This is a genomic window from bacterium (genome assembly GCA_035307765.1).
Lineage (GTDB): Bacteria > Sysuimicrobiota > Sysuimicrobiia > Sysuimicrobiales > Segetimicrobiaceae > Segetimicrobium.
In genome coordinates this window covers 19,615-35,559 of sequence record DATGHU010000037.1, presented here as the reverse complement: position 1 = coordinate 35,559, position 15,945 = coordinate 19,615, and the positions used below count along the sequence as shown (strand labels likewise).

The following is a 15,945-nucleotide window of genomic DNA, read 5'->3' as shown; positions in this document are numbered from 1 at the left end:
CCCCCACGCGGCGTCGCTGGGTCAGGCTTGCGCCCATTGCCCAAGATTCCCAACTGCTGCCTCCCGTAGGAGTCTGGACCGTGTCTCAGTTCCAGTGTGGCTGACCACCCTCTCAGGCCAGCTACCCGTCATCGCCTTGGTGGGCCGTTACCTCACCAACTAGCTGATAGGCCGCGGGGCCGTCCTCCAGCGATCTTGCGATCCTTTCCTCGCCGGGCCATGCGACCCGGCGAACGCATCCGGTATTAGCCCCGGTTTCCCGAGGTTGTCCCCGTCTGGAGGGTTGGTTCCCCACGTGTTACGCACCCGTTCGCCGCTAGAACACGTCACCTCTTGCGAGGCGACGTATCCACGCTCGACTTGCATGTTTGAGGCACGCCGCCAGCGTTCGTCCTGAGCCAGGATCAAACTCTCCATCGGAATTGTCAGGCCCGAAGGGGTTTCCCCCTCCGGTCCCCAATCACGTGGAAACTTCTGTCGCGTTCCCCTTGCCACTATGCAGTTTTCAAGGTGCTGGAGAATCGGCGCGGTCGGCAAACCAGCCTGAGGGCTGGCCCCCCGACCACGACATCTAGTTATACCAACCTCGCGTCACCTTTGTCAAGGAACGCCCCCGTCACGAAACCGCCACGAGGGACGTGAGACTGAAAACCGCTGCGGCGATGAGGAGGATGCCTGGAGGACCTAGACCGTGTGGTGGCTCGACGCCTGTTGTGAAGGTGCCGCGAGGACCGTCGAACCTAAATGTATCGCCCCCGGGTGGGGTTGTCAATAGGCGGCGCGCCGGCGCGGAGACTGATACCAGGGCTCATGGCATCGACCCCGACGGCCCGCAGAGAAGCGCGGCGTCTGGGCCAAATTCACCCGCGGTTCTTCGGTTGAGCCCCACGAGGCACCGCGCACGTCGCGACCGCCCCGGCCGAACGTCTCCGCGTCAAATCCCCAGCACGCCACCGCGCTCGTGCTCCAGCAGCCACCGCTTGCGATCGATCCCGCCGCCGTATCCGGTCAGCGTGCCGTCCGCGCCAATCACGCGGTGACACGGGACGACGATCGCCACCGGGTTCGAGCCGTTGGCCAACCCAACGGCGCGACTCGCTCCGCACCGTCCGATGCGGGTGGCCAGCGCGCCGTACGTCGTCGTGCTGCCGGCCGGGATCTCGCGCAGCGCCGCCCATACCCGGCGCTGAAACGGGGTCCCGTCCGCGTGCACCGGGACCCGATCGATCGCCGTGATCTCCCCGCGAAAATAAGCTTCGATGGGGACGCGAATGGCGTCCGGCGCGCGCTCGGTCTTCAATCGAAGCAGGCCGTCGTGAACGCGCAGTCGTCGGCGCAGACGCTCCTCGCGATCGTAGAAGCTCAAGGCGCACAGGGCATCGGGCTGCCACACCAACAGAAGCGAACCGATCGGCGACGACATTCGATCAACGAAGAGTTCCACCGCTACCCTCCGCCATCCACAGGTGCATCACCGCGTACGCCCGCCACGGCCGCCACGCTTCGGCGGCCGCCAGCACCCGTTTCGGGTTCCGCTCTCCGAGCGCGCGCATGACACCCAGGTCCGTGTGCGGAAATGCGTCCGGCCACGCCAGGGCGCGCATCGCGATGTACTGCGCCGTCCACCCGCCGATGCCGGCAATCGCCCGCAGCTTCTCGATCGTCTCCGCCACCGCGGTTTCCGGGGTCAAGGCGATCGACCCATCGGCGACCAGCTTCGCCAGCTCACGGACCGTCCGTGCGCGCGACCGCAGGATGCCCAAGCGGACAAGCTCTGCCACCCGCACACTCGCCAGTTGCTCCGCCTGCGGGAACGCCGTGGACAGCGTCTCAAACGGCGACGCCGCGCGGCTGCCGTAGGCCGCGGCCACCCGTCCGGCCAGCGTGCGCGCGGCCGCGACGCTGACCTGCTGACCCAGCACCGCACGGACGGCGAGTTCAAATCCGTCAAACGCCCCCGGAACGCGCAGGCCCGGTTTCGCCGCCGCCAGTCGGCCGAGCGCCTCGGCGATCGGCGTCGGGTTGCACGACAGATCCAACAGGTGCGTCACCCGCGACAGCAGAGCAGGAATCACCTTCCCCATCGATGCGGACGCCATCACCCGCATGACGCTCCTGCGGGGATGCGGCGCGATCTCGATCCATCCCGTATGCGCCCGCCCGCTCTGCACGATGCTGACGATGCGGCGGTACCGGGATCCCTCGACTCGCTCCACGCCGCTGACGCTCCGCGCGGCGAGAAATGTCAGCAGCGCGTGCCAATCATAGGGCGGCCGGTAGCTCAACTCGAACGTCAGCGCGTCCGGCGGGGCGTTACCCCGGGGCGGCTTCCGGATGCGCTGCGGGTTCAGGCGGTAGCGCTCCTTGAACAGTCCGTCGAAGCGCCGCAGGCTGTTGAACCCGGCGGCGAATGCGACCTCGGTCACCGGGAGGGCCGTGTCCGTCAGCAGCCGCTTCGCCAGCAACAGCCGCTGGGTTTGGGCGAACCTGATCGGCGACACGCCGAATTCACCCTGAAACACTCTGCGCAGATGGCGGGCGGTCACCCCCAGACTCCTCGCCACGCCGCCGACGCCGATGCCGTTCGCCGCGCCGTCCGCAATGAGGTTCGCCGCGGAGCGGGCAAGGCGATGGCCGGCGTCGACGCTGGCGTGGCCCGGCGCCAGTTCGGGCCGGCACCGCAGACACGGCCGGTATCCCATGGCCCTCCGCGGCGGCCGCGGTCGAAAAGAACGTGCAGTGTTCGCGCTTTGGCATTTTGGCCGGGCAGACCGGTCGGCAATAGATGCCCGTGGAAGATACCGCGACGAAAACACACCCGTCGAATCGGGCATCGCGTGTCGCCATCGCTCGGTAGCAGGTGTCGGGTTCGAGGAACACGACCCCATTATAGTCCACGCATCGGTCGACGGGCTCGCCGTTTTCGGACATGATCATCAAGACGGGACGGCCCCCACACCGTCGATCCGCAGCCCCGCGGCCAAGGAGCTCCGCCCTCGGTCCCGAACCACGACACCGATGCCCACGACCCTCACCATCGCCATTGGACTGGCCCTGAGCGCCGCCGCCGCACTCCCCGCCGCCCGCTTCAAGGTGCTGACCTCATCGGGGGCATGGGCGACCCTCGTGGTGGGGACGGTGCTCTTCGTCGGCGGGGGATGGCGGTGGCTGGTCCTGGTGGGAATCTTCTCCGCGACGTCTTCGCTCCTCACCCGCTGGGAACCGAAGGGGATCGGAGTCGCGCGGCCGTCGTCCGATCTCAACGGCCGGCGGTGGGATCAGGTCATCGCCAACGGCGGCGTCGCGACGCTCGCCGCCGGGGTCCACGCGCTGTGGGGTTGGCCGCTGGCGTTCAGCGCGGCGGCCGGGGCGATCGCCGCGGCCGCCGCGGACACATGGGCGACGGAAGTCGGCCGCTGGAGCCGCACCAAGCCGCACCTGATCACGACGGGTCGTCCCGTCCCCCACGGGGTGTCGGGCGGCATTACCCCGGTCGGAACCGCGGGCGCCTTGGCCGGCGCCCTACTGATCTGCGCCGCCGCGGCGATCCTCGCCCCCGCCGGCCCGGGCCGCGGCGGCGGGCTGCCGACCCTGGTAGCGGGATTCTCCGGTGCGATGCTGGACAGCCTCTTGGGGGCCACGATCGAGGGTCGGTGCCGCTGGGTGGACAACTCAGCGGTGAATCTGCTGGCCACCGCGTGGGGGGCGGGGGTGGTGGTGGTCCTGATGCATTAGGCCTGGAAAATATCAAAGCCGACCTCTTTCGAGAATCGGCAGCATTGCCCCATTGGACTCGCCTGGTCAGCTTCTGCTACTTGCTATTATACCCTTATTTATAGGAAAGTCAAACAGCCCGGGGGCCCCCCTTTAGCCGGGTCGCGCTGCCCGCGATCAATGCCGGAAGTGTCGGACGCCCGTGGTGACCATCGCCATCCCGGCCGCCTCGGCGGCGGCGACGACCGCGGCGTCCCGTATCGATCCCCCCGGGTGAATCACGGCGGTGACCCCGGCTTTGATCGCTTCCTCCACCGCGTCCGGGAACGGGAAGAACGCCTCCGAGGCCATGGCGGCGCCGCGGGCCCGCGGGCCGGCCTGGCGCGCCGCCAAGCGGACGGGCTCCACGCGGTTCACCTGCCCGGCCCCGATGCCGACCACCTGGCGGTCGCGCGCCAGGACGATCGCGTTCGAGCGCACGTACCGGCAGACCGTCCAGGCAAACCGGAGGTCGATCCACTCGCGCGCCGTCGGCGCCCGGGAGGTGACGACCCGGAGGGTCTCTTCAATCAGGTCCACGCTGTCCCGCTCCTGCACGAGGAGGCCGCCCCGGACGCGGCGGAGATCCATCGGAAACGCCTCGCCCCCTCCGCCCGAAGCCGGCGGCCGCGGGACGAACGGCCCGGTATCCATCAGCCGCAGGTTTTTCTTCGCGGCGAGAACGGCGCGGCCGTCCTCCGCGAACCCCGGAGCGATCACCGCTTCCAAGAACGTTTCAGCCAGCGCCTCGGCGGTCGCCCGATCGACGGGGCGGTTGACGGCGACGATGCCCCCGAACGCGGACACTGGGTCTCCCTCCCGCGCGCGCAGGTAGGCCTCGTGCACCGTCTCCCCGGTGCCGACCCCGCAGGGGATCGCGTGCTTCACGATCACCGCCGCCGGGTCGCCAAACTCCCGCACGATCTCGAGGGCGGTGTCGAGGTCGTAGATGTTGTTGTAGGAAAGGGCCTTCCCGGACAGCTGGACCGCCGCCGCCACCGACGGGCCGACCGATCCCGGCTCCCGGTAAAACGCACCGCGCTGATGCGGGTTTTCCCCGTAGCGCAGGTCCTGGACCTTTTCGAAGTCGAGGAGCAGTTGCGCGGGAAACGGTTCCCCTCCCAGGTAGCGGGCGATTGCCGCGTCGTATCCGCTCGTTCGGGCGAACGCCTCACGGGCGAACCGCAGACGGGTCTCGGGCCCCACGGTCCGCGTCTCGCGGAGTTCGGCCAGCACCTCGGCGTACTGCGCGGGGCGGCTCAGGGCGACCACCCCGGCGAAGTTCTTCGCCGCCGCTCGGAGGAGGGTCACGCCGCCGATGTCGATCTGCTCGATCGCCGCCGCAAGACCCGCCCCCCCCGCCACCGCCGCCTCGAACGGGTACAGCGTCACCGCCACGAGGTCGATCGGCCGGATCCCGTGGCGGTCCAACTCCGCCATGTGCGCGGGATCATCCCGAACGGCCAGCAGCCCGCCGTGCACCGCCGGGTGAAGCGTCTTCACCCGTCCCCCCAGAATCTCCGGCGATCCGGTCACCTCGCTCAGATCGACCACGGGGACGCCGGCGCCGCGCAGCGCCGTCGCCGTGCCCCCGGTGGAGAGGATCTCGACGCCGAAGCCGGTTAGCCCGCGCGCAAACTCGACGACCCCCGTCTTGTCCCAGACACTGAGCAGTGCTCGCGCGATCTTCATCGTCCCTCCGGGACCAGCCCGGGTCCGGTGGGAGGCCCGACCCGCACGCGGTCGCCATCCAGCCGGAGCCGGCCCTCGGCAAACAGCCGCACGGCATCCGGGTACAATCGGTGCTCCGCGCCGGCGACCCGGGCCGCGAGCGTCGCCGGCGTGTCCCCCTCCTCGACGGGAACGGTGGCCTGCGCGACGATCGGGCCCCCATCCGGCACCGCGGTCACGAAATGCACCGTGCACCCGCTCACCCGCGCGCCGGAGGCGAGGACCGCCCGGTGGACCCGCTCCCCGTACATCCCCTTCCCCCCAAACGCCGGCAGCAGGGCCGGGTGGATGTTCACAATGCGGCCGGCGAACGCCCCCACGAAGCGGGGCGAAAGGATGCGCAGGAATCCGGCGAGGCAGACCAATCCGACCCGATGAGCCTCGAGGATCTCCCGCACGGCCGACTCAAACCGATCGATGGAGGGGTAACCGGTGTGATCGACGGCGTACGCCGGGATGCCGCACCGGCGGGCCCGCTCCAGCGCGAACGCCGACGGCACGTTGCTGATCGCCACCACGACCCGGGCGGGGACCGCACCGTCCCGGCACGCATCGATGATCGCCTGCAGGTTCGAGCCCGAGCCCGAGGCGAGGACCCCCACCCGGAGCGGCTCAGCCACCGATCGCGACCCCCCGCGGCCCCGCGGCGATGCCGCCCACGACCGACGCCCGCTCCCCCAGACGGTCGAGGTGTGCCGCCGCCGCATCCCCCATCGCCCCGGGGACGACCAGGAGCATGCCCAACCCCATATTGAAGGTGCGGAACATCTCGGCATCGTCGACACGGCCCCGCCGCTGGATGAGCGGGAAGATCGGCGGCACGGACCAGCGGCCGCGGACGATCGTCGCCCGGCACCCCTGCGGCAGAATCCGGACGAGGTTGCCCGCGAGGCCGCCGCCGGTGATGTGCGCGATCCCGTGGATCTCGGTCCGCTCACGCAGCGCCAGCACCGCCCGCGCGTACGGTCGGTGAGGCCGGAGCAGCGCGTCGGCAAGCGATTCCGCAAGCCCCCCCGGCCGCCGGTCGAGCGCCCGACGGGCGGCGGCGCGGCCCGTTGGGAGCAGCGCGGCCCGCGCCAGCGAGTACCCGTTGGTGTGCAGCCCGTTGCTCGCCAGCCCGACGATCGCGTCCCCCGGCCGGATCGCATCGCCCGTGATCATCCGGTCGCGCTCCACGACGCCCACCGTGCACCCGACGACATCGCTCCCTCCCGGCGCGTAGACGCCGGGCATCTCCGCGGTCTCGCCGCCGATCAGGGCGATCCCCTGCTCGCGGCAGGCCTGCGCCATCCCGTCGATGATCGCGGTCACGACCCCCGGGCGGAGCGATGCGGCGGCGATGTAGTCGAGCATGAAGAGCGGTGTCGCCCCCTGGCACAGGACGTCGTTCGCGCCGTGCGCGACGATGTCGCCCCCCACGACCTGCCAGCGGTTGATGACCTCGGCCACCCGGACTTTCGTCCCGACCCCGTCGATCGAGCTGACCAGCACCGGGTACCGGTACCCGCTCAGGCGGAAGAGCCCGCCGAACGTATCGCCCACCCCCAGCGTCTCACTCCCGTGGGTCGACCGGATCCGGGAGATGGCCTCCGCCAGGATCGCGTCTTTGGCGTCGCGATCCACCCCGGCCCGGCGGTAGGTCAGCGGAGACGCGCGCGGACGGCGCATGCGCCCGCTCTACGTCCGCCTCGCCTCAAGCGCATAGCGGCCGGCCATGGCCTCGGTGGGGGTTTCGGTGGGGTACCGGCCGTTCAGACACGCGAGGCACAACGCCCGCTCCGGCAGCGCCAGCGCCTCGACGAGCCCGGCGAGGCTCAGGTACCCGAGGCTGTCGGCCTCGATCGAGGTCCGGATCTCCTCCACCGACAACCGGGAGGCGACCAGCTCCCCGCGGCTGCTCGTATCGATCCCGTAATAGCAGGCGTTGAGGATCGGGGGCGAGGAGATGCGCACGTGGACCTCTCGGGCGCCGGTGTGCCGCAGCATGCGGACGATCTGCCGGCTGGTCGTGCCCCGGACGATCGAGTCGTCGACCAGCACGATGCGCTGTCCGGCGATGACGTCGCGGATGGGGTTGAGCTTGACCCGCACCCCGAAATCGCGCGATACCTGATCGGGCTGGATGAAGGTCCGCCCGACGTACCGGTTCTTGATCAACCCCACCTCGCACGGGATGCCGCTCGCATCGGCGTACCCCATCGCCGCGGAGGTCCCGGAGTCGGGGACCGCGATCACCGCGTCGGCTTCGACCGGATACTCGCGCGCCAGCAGGCGCCCCATCCGCCGGCGGACCTGGTGGACGTTCTGGTGCTCCAGCACCGTGTCCGGGCGCGCGAAATAGATGTATTCGAAGACGCAGGACGCCCGGCGGGCGACCGGCAGCACCTGGATCGACCGGACGCCCGCGGCGTCCGCGACCACCAGCTCTCCCGGCCCGACCTCGCGCACGTACTCGCCGCCGATCTGATCGAACGCGCAGCTCTCCGACGCGAACACCGCGGCGCCGCCGAGCCGCCCCAGCGCGAGCGGGCGGATGCCGTTCGCGTCGCGGAACGCGACGAGCACGTCCCCCACCATCCCCACGACCGTGTAGGCGCCGCTGATCCGGCGCATGCAGCCCGCGATCGCCTCCTCCAGCGTCTCGGCGCGGGACGTGGCGATCAGCTTCGTGATCACCTCCGTGTCGGAGGTGGCGCGGAAGCAGTGCCCGGCGGCCTCGAGATCCTGTCGGATCAGCGGGGCGTTGACCAGGTTGCCGTTGTGGGCGAGCGCGAGCACCCCCCACGGGCTCTGCTCCAGGAACGGCTGGGCGTTCTCCAGCGAGGCCGAGCCCATCGTCGAATAGCGCACGTGCCCGATCCCGGTGGGCCCGAGCAGCGTCGCCAGGCGTTCGGGGGTAAAGACCTGGGCGACGAGCCCCATGTGCTTGACGAGGTGCGTGCGCGCGCCGTCGTGCGTGGCGATGCCGGCGCTCTCCTGCCCCCGGTGCTGAAGCGCGTACAGCCCGAGGTGCACGAAGGGCGCGGCACCGGCACCCTCGGTGCGGATGCCGAAGACCCCGCACTCCTCGCGCAGCTTGTCCCCGCCCGGACCGAGCGGAGCGGGAGCGGATCGGTCGGAGCGGGGGCCGCGGGTCGAGCGCCTCATCGCGCCCCCCCTTCCCTGCCCCGCCAGGCGCGGGCCAGCCCCTCGACACCCGCATCGATCCACGGGCCCCGGGCGGGATCGCCGTCGGCGCCGATGATCAGGCGCGCGCCGCCGACGGAGCCCAGCACCCGAACGAACACCGCCAGTCGCCCCGCCAGGTGCACGAGGTCCGTGAGATGCGACGGTTGGGTCGACACGAGGATCCGACCGACGCCTTCGCCGAACAGCGCCACGTCCGACCGCTGGCCGCGCTCGACCGGCAGCGCGACCGCCGCGCCGAGGCCGCCGGCGATGCAGCACTCCGCCAGCGCCACCGCCATCCCTCCCCCCGCGCAATCGTGCGCGGAGGAGACGAGCCCGCGCGCCACCGCCTCGCGCGTGCACTGGATCAGGCGCGCCACCCCGGGGAGGTCGGGGTGTCGCAGCCGTCCCGCCTCCACCCCATGAACCGTGGCCAGGTACTCGCTCCCTTCCAGCTGTGGGATGCCGTCGCCCAGCAGCACGATCAGGTCCCCCTCGCGCTTCCACCCCGGGGTGGCGTGGCGCCGGACGTCCTCGAGCAGGCCCACCATCGCGATGATCGGGGTGGGGAAGATGGCGCCGTCTGCCTCGTTGTAGAAGCTGACGTTCCCGCCCACGACCGGGATCCCCAGCGCCTCACACGCCCCGGCGATCCCCTCGACCGCTTCGCGAAACATCCACACCACCTCCGGCCGCTCGGGATTGGCGAAGTTGAGACAGTCGGTCACCGCCGCCGGCGTCCCGCCGACGCAGGCGACGTTCTGGGCGGCCTCGAGCACGGCCAGCATGCCGCCGAGGTGGGGGTCGAGATGCCCGTACCGGCCGTTGCCGTCCGCGGTGAGGGCGAGCCCGCGCGGGCAGGCGTCCTTGAGGCGCAGCACGGCCGCGTCCGCCCCCGGCGGCACCACCGTATTGGTCTGCACCATGTGGTCGTACTGCCGGAACACCCAGCGGGTGTCCGCGACGTTGGGAGCGGCGAGCAGCGCCAGGAGCGTCGGGTGGGGAGGCGCCACGGGAAACGTCGACGGATCGACACGGCGGACCTCCGCCAGATACGCCGGCTCCCGGGACGGCGGGGCGTAGACCGGCGCCTCGGTGAGGATGCGCGGATCCAGCGAGGCGACGGCCGCATCGCCCTCGCGAAGAAGAACCCGGGACGCGCCGATCACCCGGCCGATTACCACGGCCTGGAGCCCCCACCGCCGTCCGATCCGGAGCACCTCGTCCTCGCGCCCGTCCTGGACGACCAGCAGCATCCGCTCCTGCGACTCGCTGAGCAGCACCTCCTCGGGCGTCATCCCCTCCTCGCGCCGGGGCACCAGGCTGAGATCGATCTCCATCCCCACCCCGCCGCGCGAGGACATCTCGGACACCGCGCAGGTCAGCCCCGCCGCGCCCATGTCCTGGATCGCCACCACCGCGCCGGTGGCCAGCGCATCCAGGCTCGCCTCGATGAGGAGCTTTCCGGTGAACGGATCCCCCATCTGCACGGCCGACCGGTCGCGGGGATCTCCGCCCAGCTCCGCGGAGGCGAAGGACGCGCCGTGGATCCCATCGCGGCCGGTGCGCGCCCCGAGATAGACGACGGGGTTCCCCGGCCCGGCCGCGCGCGCGGTGGCCAGCCGATCGGCGCGGGCGATCCCGAGGCAGGCCACGTTGACGAGCGGGTTGGACCGATAGCACGGGGCGAAGGAGAGCTCCCCGCCGACCGTGGGCACCCCGATGCTGTTCCCGTACGCCGCGATCCCCGCCACCACGCCGTCCAGGATCGGGCGCACCCCCGGCGCCTCGGGGGGGCCGAAGCGAAGCGAGTCCAGCAGCGCGATGGGGCGAGCGCCCATCGCCAGGATGTCGCGGATGATCCCCCCCACCCCCGTCGCCGCCCCGTGGAAGGGGGCCACCGCGCTGGGGTGGTTATGGCTCTCCATCTTGAAGACCGCCGCCCAGCCATCCCCCACCAGCACCGCGCCGGCGTTCTCGCCCGGGCCGCGGAGCACCTGACCGCCGGTCGTGGGCAGGCGTTTCAGGGCGAGCTTGGAGTGCTTGTAGGCGCAGTGCTCGCTCCACATCACGCCGAACATCGCCAGCTCGACCTGATTCGGCGACCGGGCGAGTCGGCGGCAGATCTCTTCGAACTCGGCGGCGGTGAGCCCGGCGGCGGCGAAAGGATCGACGGATCGCGTCGTCTGCTCGACGGCCATGGTCACCGCGCCCCCGCGCCGATCGTCCCCCGCCGGGCGGCGACCCAGCGGTCGAGCGAATCGAAGACCAGCCGGCCGTCGTCGCTCCCCAGCAGGCCCTCGCTCGCCCGTTCCGGGTGGGGCATCAACGCGGTCACGGTGCCGCGCTCGCTGACGATCCCGGCGATCGAATCGCAGGAGCCGTTGGGGTTCGCCTCCGCCGTCACCGCCCCCGCGGGATCGCAGTACCGAAAGACCACCTGCCGGTAGCGGCGCAGGACCGCGGCCGTCGGGGGGTCGACGTAGTAGTTGCCCTCCGCGTGCGCGATCGGCAGGCGGAGGACCTGGCCGGGGGTCATCGCGCAGGTGAGGGGGGTGTCCGCCCGCTCGACGCGGACGTGGACGAACTCGCACCGAAACTGTCCGCAGGCGTTGGGGCGCATCGCCCCGGGCAGCAGGCCGGCCTCGAGCAGCACCTGGAAGCCGTTGCAGATGCCCAGGATCACTCCCCCCGCTCCGGCGTAGGTCCGCAGCGCCCGAACCACCGGCGAGGTGGCGGCGATCGCTCCCGCCCGCAGGTAGTCCCCGTGCGCGAACCCGCCGGGGAGGATCACGGCGTCGAACCCGTCGAGGGTCTGTTCCTCGTGCCAGACGTAGCGCGCCCGGTGCCCGAGCAGCTCGCCCACGGCGTGGAAGGTGTCCGCGTCACAGTTGCTTCCGGGGAACACGATGATCCCGACGTCCACGTGGTCCTCCCTCAGACGATGTCGTAGCGGTATTCTTCGATCAACGTGTTGGCGAGGAAGCCCTCGCACATCTTCCGCACCCGCTCCTCGACCTGGCCCTCGTCGGTGACCTCGAGCTCGAAGTATTTCCCAGCGCGCACGCCGCGGACGCCCCCGTGACCCAGGGCGTCGAGGCCCTGGCGGATCGCCTGCCCGGGGGCGTCGAGGACGCCGGGCTTGAGCGTCACCACGACGCGAACCGTTTTCGGCCGTCCGGTGCCCATCTCGCTCACCCCTCCGCCAGCGGCTCGCCGGTCAGCCGGCGGTACGCCTCAAGGTACCGCGCCCTGGTGGCGGCGACCACCTCCGGGGGCAGCGCGGGGGCGGGGGGGCGCTTGTTCCAGCCCACCCGCTCCAGGTGATCGCGCACGATCTGTTTGTCGTAGCTCTCCGTCGACCCGGTGGCGGCGTAGGCCGCGGCGTCCCAGAACCGCGAGGAGTCGGGGGTGAGCACCTCGTCGATCAGGACGATCGCCTCGCCGTCCACGCCGAACTCGAACTTTGTATCCACCAGCATCAGGCCGCACCGCTCGGCGACCGCGGCCCCCTGACGGTAGACGGCCAGGCTCGCCTTCTCGAGCCTCCGCGTCAGCTCGACCCCGACGGCCCGCGCCATCGCCTCGACGGTGATGTTCTCGTCGTGCCCGGAGGCGGCTTTCGTGGCGGGGGTGAAGATCGGATCCGGGAGCCGGCTCCCCATCCGCAGCCCGGCCGGCAGCGCGACCCCGCCCACCTTCCCGGTCGCCTCGTACTCTTTCCACGCCGACCCGGCGAGATAGCCGCGCACCACGCACTCGATGTCGATCCGCCTGAGCTTGCGGACGAGCATCGACCGGCCGGCCAGCGCCCGGCGCTGCGCCCCCAGGGACTCCGGGAACGCCGCCGGATCGACGGAGAGAAAATGGGTCGGGACGATCTGGCCCAGCCGCCGAAACCAGCTCGCGGAGAGCCCCGTCAGCACCCGCCCCCGGTCCGGAATCCCGGTCGGCAGCACGACGTCGAACGCGGAGAGGCGATCGGTGGCCACGATGAGCAGCCGGTCGTCCAGGTCGTAGATGTCGCGGACCTTGCCGCGCGAAAACAGCGGCAGGGCCAAATCCGTTTCCATCACCGCCGGACGGGGTTGTCCGTCCACCGCCATCTCACGCATCCGCCTTGCCTCCTTTGTCGCCCTGCGCCGCAGCCTGGGCCGCCGGGCGCTCGCCAAGCCCGACCCGGGCGAAGATCGCATCGATGTGGCGCAGCGCGTGCGAGGCGTCGAAGCACGCCGCGAGCTCCGCTTCCGGGAGCACTCCCGCCTCGCGGATGAGGTCGCGGAACCGCGCCCCGCCCTCCCACGCCCGCATCGCCGCGGACTGCACGATCCCGTACGCGTCCTGGCGCGACATCCCGCGGTCGATCAGCGCGAGCAGCACCCGATGAGAGAACACCAGGCCGCCGGTGCGGTCGAGATTCTCGCGCATGCGCTCGGGGTACACGCGCAGCCCTTCGATCACGTCGCCGAGTTTGCGGGCCATGTAGTCGAGCAGGGACGTCGCGTCCGGGACGATCACGCGCTCGACGGAGGAGTGCGTGATGTCGCGCTCCCCCCACAGGGCGATGTCTTCCAGCGACGCCGCGGCGTTCGCCCGGATCACCCGGGCCAGCCCGGCGATGCGCTCGCAGATGATCGGGTTGCGCTTGTGCGGCATCGCCGACGACCCGGTCTGTCCCTCCCGGAACGGCTCCTCCGCCTCGCGGAGCTCGGTGCGCTGCAGCGTGCGGATCTCCGTGGCGATCTTCTCGAGCGTCCCGGCGACGACCGCCAGATGGCTCAGATACTCGGCGTGTCGGTCGCGCTGCAGGACCTGCGAAGACGCCGGCGCCGGCCGGAGGCCGAGCGCGGCGCACACGTCGGCCTCGACCTCGGGGGGGTTGTGCGCGAACGTGCCGACTTCGCCGGAGATCTTCCCCACGGCGATCACCTCGCGGGCGCGCCGGACGCGGTCGAGCCCCCGCCCCACCTCCGCGTACCACAGCGCCACCTTGAGCCCGAAGGTGATCGGTTCGGCCTGGACGCCGTGGGTCCGCCCGGCCATCACCGTGTACCGGTGCCGGTTGGCCAGCCCGCCGAGGGCGCGGTGCAGCCGCCCCAGCGAGGCCGCGATCAGGTCGGCCGCCCGGACCATCAGTACCGACTGCGCCGTGTCGACGACATCCGAGGACCCGAGACCGTGGTGCAGGTAGCGCGCGTCGTCGCCGACCGTCTCCCCGACCACCCGCAGGAACGCCACGACGTCGTGCCGGGTCTCCCGCTCCTCCAGCTCGTCGATCCGCGCGACGCTGGTCACCCGCGCCCGCTCCCGCAGGCGCCTCGCCGCGGCCGGGGGGACCATCCCGAGGCGAGATTGCGCGTCGGCGACGAGCAGTTCGATCTCCAGCCAGGTGTCGAACTTGGTCTCCGGGCTCCACAGCGCGGCCATCTCGCGCGAGGTGTACCGGGGGATCACGCCCACCCCTCCTGACAGTAGATGATGTCCTGCCGCTCCGGCCCCACCCCCACCAGCACGATCGGGACGCCGACGATCTCTTCGATCCGCCGCAGGAATCCCCGCGCCTCGACCGGCAGGTCGGTGAGATGCCGCGCGCCGTTGGTGGGACAGCGCCACCCGGCGAGCTCCTCGTAGACGGGCTCGACCCGCGCCATCGCCGCGGTGTGCGGCACGGTCTGCAGGGTCCGGCCGTCGAGCCGGTAGGCGACGGCGATCCGGATCGTCTCGAACGCGTCGAAGACGTCGACCTTCATCACCGCGAGGTGCGTGAACCCCGCGATCTCCGCCGCGAAGCGCGCCGCGACCCCGTCAAACCAGCCGCAGCGGCGCGGCCGGTGGGTCGTGGCGCCAAACTCCTGCCCGACGTCGCGGATGCGGTCGCCGACCGCGTCTTCCAACTCGGTCGGCATCGGGCCCGACCCGACCGCGGTCGTGTACGCTTTCGCCACCCCGAGCACCCGCGTGATCCGATACGGCGGAATGCCCGCCCCCGCGCTGGCCCCCCCGGGGAGGGTGGTGGACGAGGTCACGAACGGGTAGAGCCCCCAGTCCAGATCGCGCATCACGCCCAGCTGCCCCTCCAGCAGCACGGCGCGATCCGCCCGCAGTGCCTCCTGGACGAGGGGGTGGGTGTCGGCAATGTACGGGCCGAGGCGATCGGCCCACCGTCGGCACGCCGCGAGCAGCGATGCCGGCTCCACCGCCTCGTGGTGGTACACCCCCTGCAGCACGGCGCTCTTGCGCTCCGCCAGAAACCGGAGCTGCTCGACGAGATGGCCCTCCTCGAGAAGATCCCCCATGCGGATCCCGATCCGGCCGGCCTTGTCGCTGTAGACCGGCCAGATCCCCTGCTTGGTCGTCCCGTGCGGCCTCCCGCCGCGCGCCGTTTCCTCGAGCTCGTCGACGAGGATGTGGTGCGGGAAGATCAGGTGGGCCCGGTCGGAAATCCAGAGGCGCCCCACCGTCGGCATGCCGACGCGCTCGACCTCGGCCACCTCGGCGAGGAACACTTCGGGGTTCACGACGACGCCGGGCCCGATCACGCACTGGGCGGCCGGGTGAAAGATGCCCGACGGCAGCAGGTGCAGCCGGAATGTGCCGTGCTGGTTTTGGATCGTGTGCCCGGCGTTGTTGCCCCCGTTGTAGCGAATCACCACGTCGGCATGGCGGGCCAGCGTGTCGACGACCTTCCCCTTCCCCTCGTCTCCCCACTGCGCGCCGACGACCGCGGTCACCGGCATCAGCCCGCCTCCCCACCCGCCGTCGGCGGCACCATCCCCGGCTCCCCCCGGGGGGCGAGCCGGGCCGCCTTCTCGTCCACCTCGCGCGCCAGCCGCGCCCTGTAGGCCCGATAGCGCTCCCGCAGGCCCGGATCGGCCGTGCCCAGAATCTGGACGGCGAGCAGTGCGGCGTTTCGCGCGCCCCCGATCCCGACCGTCGCCACGGGAACCCCGCCCGGCATCTGGACCGTCGAGAGCAAGGCATCGAGCCCTCCCAGCGACGACCCGGCGAGCGGCACGCCGATGATCGGCAGCGCGGTCCGCCCGGCCAGCACGCCGGCAAGGTGCGCGGCGGCGCCGGCGCCGGCGATGAGCACCTGGAGCCCGCGCGATTCCGCCTCGGCCGCGTACCGCTCCACGCGGGCCGGCGACCGGTGGGCGGACGCGATCGTCATCTCGTACCCCACCCCGAACTCCTCCAGCACCCGGGCCGCCTGCTCCATCGTGGCGAGGTCGCTGTCGCTCCCCATCAGAATCCCCACCAGCGGCGGGCCGCCGCTCCGACCGGTCATCGATC

General features: G+C 71.4%; 14 protein-coding genes, 1 rRNA gene and 1 pseudogene. 1 reads left to right on the top strand and 15 read right to left on the bottom strand.

The window, feature by feature from the left end:
* The 4 genes and pseudogenes from VKV57_13145 to VKV57_13130 form a co-directional block, all read right to left on the bottom strand.
* Positions 1–420, bottom strand: a 16S ribosomal RNA gene (locus VKV57_13145); the annotation flags it as partial.
* 514 nt (positions 421–934) lie between these two features.
* Entirely contained in the window at positions 935–1,444 is a 510-nt protein-coding gene (locus tag VKV57_13140; GenBank protein ID HLW60853.1) for a methylated-DNA--[protein]-cysteine S-methyltransferase, read from the bottom strand.
* Positions 1,428–2,702 carry a DNA-3-methyladenine glycosylase 2 gene (gene alkA / locus VKV57_13135; protein HLW60852.1) on the bottom strand — a complete coding sequence of 425 codons (1,275 nt, stop codon included), beginning with the start codon at positions 2,700–2,702 and terminating at the stop codon, positions 1,428–1,430. Before alkA ends, VKV57_13140 begins: the two co-directional genes overlap by 17 nt.
* Positions 2,703–2,757: 55 nt before the next feature.
* Positions 2,758–2,847 (bottom strand): annotated as a pseudogene (locus tag VKV57_13130) (Ada metal-binding domain-containing protein).
* A 171-nt stretch (positions 2,848–3,018) separates the two neighbouring features.
* Between VKV57_13130 and VKV57_13125 the strand changes: the two are divergent.
* On the top strand, positions 3,019–3,735 hold the full coding sequence (locus tag VKV57_13125) for a DUF92 domain-containing protein (GenBank protein ID HLW60851.1): 717 nt from the start codon (positions 3,019–3,021) through the stop codon (positions 3,733–3,735).
* 156 nt (positions 3,736–3,891) lie between these two features.
* Here VKV57_13125 and purH read toward each other — a convergent pair whose 3' ends face one another.
* The 11 genes from purH to purE are packed head-to-tail and all read right to left on the bottom strand — an operon-like array spanning position 3,892 to position 15,940.
* Entirely contained in the window at positions 3,892–5,445 is a 1,554-nt protein-coding gene (gene purH / locus VKV57_13120) for a bifunctional phosphoribosylaminoimidazolecarboxamide formyltransferase/IMP cyclohydrolase (GenBank protein HLW60850.1), read from the bottom strand.
* Positions 5,442–6,104 carry a phosphoribosylglycinamide formyltransferase gene (gene purN / locus VKV57_13115; GenBank protein HLW60849.1) on the bottom strand — a complete coding sequence of 221 codons (663 nt, stop codon included), beginning with the start codon at positions 6,102–6,104 and terminating at the stop codon, positions 5,442–5,444. The genes purH and purN overlap by 4 nt, the downstream gene beginning before the upstream one ends.
* Positions 6,097–7,152, bottom strand: a complete 1,056-nt coding sequence (gene purM, locus VKV57_13110; protein HLW60848.1) for a phosphoribosylformylglycinamidine cyclo-ligase — start codon at positions 7,150–7,152, stop codon at positions 6,097–6,099. The genes purN and purM overlap by 8 nt, the downstream gene beginning before the upstream one ends.
* A 9-nt stretch (positions 7,153–7,161) precedes the next feature.
* Positions 7,162–8,631, bottom strand: coding sequence for an amidophosphoribosyltransferase (purF, locus tag VKV57_13105; GenBank protein HLW60847.1), 1,470 nt, complete (start codon positions 8,629–8,631; stop codon positions 7,162–7,164).
* Positions 8,628–10,853 (bottom strand): phosphoribosylformylglycinamidine synthase subunit PurL, encoded by a 2,226-nt coding sequence (gene purL, locus VKV57_13100; GenBank protein ID HLW60846.1) that lies wholly within the window; start codon positions 10,851–10,853, stop codon positions 8,628–8,630. Before purL ends, purF begins: the two co-directional genes overlap by 4 nt.
* A 2-nt stretch (positions 10,854–10,855) precedes the next feature.
* Entirely contained in the window at positions 10,856–11,578 is a 723-nt protein-coding gene (gene purQ, locus VKV57_13095; protein HLW60845.1) for a phosphoribosylformylglycinamidine synthase subunit PurQ, read from the bottom strand.
* Positions 11,579–11,589: 11 nt separating this feature from the next.
* Positions 11,590–11,841, bottom strand: a complete 252-nt coding sequence (gene purS, locus VKV57_13090) for a phosphoribosylformylglycinamidine synthase subunit PurS (protein HLW60844.1) — start codon at positions 11,839–11,841, stop codon at positions 11,590–11,592.
* 5 nt (positions 11,842–11,846) lie between these two features.
* The gene (locus VKV57_13085) at positions 11,847–12,767 is read right to left on the bottom strand and encodes a phosphoribosylaminoimidazolesuccinocarboxamide synthase (GenBank protein HLW60843.1); all 921 of its coding nucleotides are present in this window, start codon (positions 12,765–12,767) and stop codon (positions 11,847–11,849) included.
* Positions 12,760–14,106 carry an adenylosuccinate lyase gene (gene purB, locus VKV57_13080; protein HLW60842.1) on the bottom strand — a complete coding sequence of 449 codons (1,347 nt, stop codon included), beginning with the start codon at positions 14,104–14,106 and terminating at the stop codon, positions 12,760–12,762. The genes VKV57_13085 and purB overlap by 8 nt, the downstream gene beginning before the upstream one ends.
* On the bottom strand, positions 14,103–15,389 hold the full coding sequence (locus VKV57_13075; GenBank protein HLW60841.1) for an adenylosuccinate synthase: 1,287 nt from the start codon (positions 15,387–15,389) through the stop codon (positions 14,103–14,105). Before VKV57_13075 ends, purB begins: the two co-directional genes overlap by 4 nt.
* Positions 15,389–15,940 (bottom strand): 5-(carboxyamino)imidazole ribonucleotide mutase, encoded by a 552-nt coding sequence (gene purE, locus VKV57_13070; GenBank protein HLW60840.1) that lies wholly within the window; start codon positions 15,938–15,940, stop codon positions 15,389–15,391. Before purE ends, VKV57_13075 begins: the two co-directional genes overlap by 1 nt.
* Positions 15,941–15,945 lie beyond the last annotated feature (5 nt).

Coding starts and splice junctions, on each gene's coding strand:
- alkA (HLW60852.1), bottom strand. CDS start 2,702: ATGGGATACCGGCCGTGTCTGCGGTGCCGGCCCGAACTGGCGCCGGGC.
- VKV57_13125 (HLW60851.1), top strand. CDS start 3,019: ATGCCCACGACCCTCACCATCGCCATTGGACTGGCCCTGAGCGCCGCC.
- purH (HLW60850.1), bottom strand. CDS start 5,445: ATGAAGATCGCGCGAGCACTGCTCAGTGTCTGGGACAAGACGGGGGTC.
- purM (HLW60848.1), bottom strand. CDS start 7,152: ATGCGCCGTCCGCGCGCGTCTCCGCTGACCTACCGCCGGGCCGGGGTG.
- purF (HLW60847.1), bottom strand. CDS start 8,631: ATGAGGCGCTCGACCCGCGGCCCCCGCTCCGACCGATCCGCTCCCGCT.
- purL (HLW60846.1), bottom strand. CDS start 10,853: ATGGCCGTCGAGCAGACGACGCGATCCGTCGATCCTTTCGCCGCCGCC.
- purS (HLW60844.1), bottom strand. CDS start 11,841: ATGGGCACCGGACGGCCGAAAACGGTTCGCGTCGTGGTGACGCTCAAG.
- VKV57_13085 (HLW60843.1), bottom strand. CDS start 12,767: ATGCGTGAGATGGCGGTGGACGGACAACCCCGTCCGGCGGTGATGGAA.
- VKV57_13075 (HLW60841.1), bottom strand. CDS start 15,389: ATGCCGGTGACCGCGGTCGTCGGCGCGCAGTGGGGAGACGAGGGGAAG.
- purE (HLW60840.1), bottom strand. CDS start 15,940: ATGACCGGTCGGAGCGGCGGCCCGCCGCTGGTGGGGATTCTGATGGGG.